Origin of the sequence: Rhodococcus sp. BS-15 (assembly GCF_000813105.1) — a bacterium.
Classification (GTDB): Bacteria; Actinomycetota; Actinomycetes; order Mycobacteriales; family Mycobacteriaceae; genus Rhodococcoides.
In genome coordinates this window covers 1-553 of the sequence record NZ_BAOX01000651.1, presented here as the reverse complement: position 1 = coordinate 553, position 553 = coordinate 1, and the positions used below count along the sequence as shown (strand labels likewise).

1 pseudogene is annotated in these 553 nt (G+C 67.6%); it reads right to left on the bottom strand.

The features are described 5' to 3' along the window. Positions 1 to 553: pseudogene (locus RHBS_RS28515) on the bottom strand (chromosome segregation protein SMC); the annotation flags it as partial.

Sequence of the window (553 nt, the reverse complement as noted above, 5' to 3'; positions counted from 1 at the left end):
TCGCACGCAGCGCGAGCACGGCATCACGCGCGGCATCGAACGATTCGGCGTGTGCGGCATCGGCGGCCGGCCCCATGGCCACCGCCACCGCGATCTCGTATCCCGGCTCGACCGTGAGATGGCCTGCGAGCAGGCCCGACAGACCGTCCTGCTGGTTCTCCACCAGCCACCCGGCACCGTCCTTGCGTTCGAGACCCATCGTGAGCGCTTCGATCCTGGCCTCGAACGACGCCACCTTCTTGCCTGCGATGCGTTCTTCGGCCTGCAGTTCGGTCACTCGGGCGTCGGCATGTCGAAGCGCGGCGACAGCTCGTTCGTAGTTGGTGTCGAGGCTCAGTTCACTCGCATCGAGGGTGCCGATCTGATCCTGCACGCTCTCGAACTCACGCTGAGCCGATTCGCCGCGCTCTCGGGCCTCGTCGATGGCCACCGACAAGCGCTCCACCTCCGCGTCGATCGACTCGACCTTGGTTCGGAAGGTGTCGACCCGGCCGGACAGGCGCGCGAAACCTTCGCGGCGGTCGGCCACTGTGCGCACCGCAGCGAGGTGGGC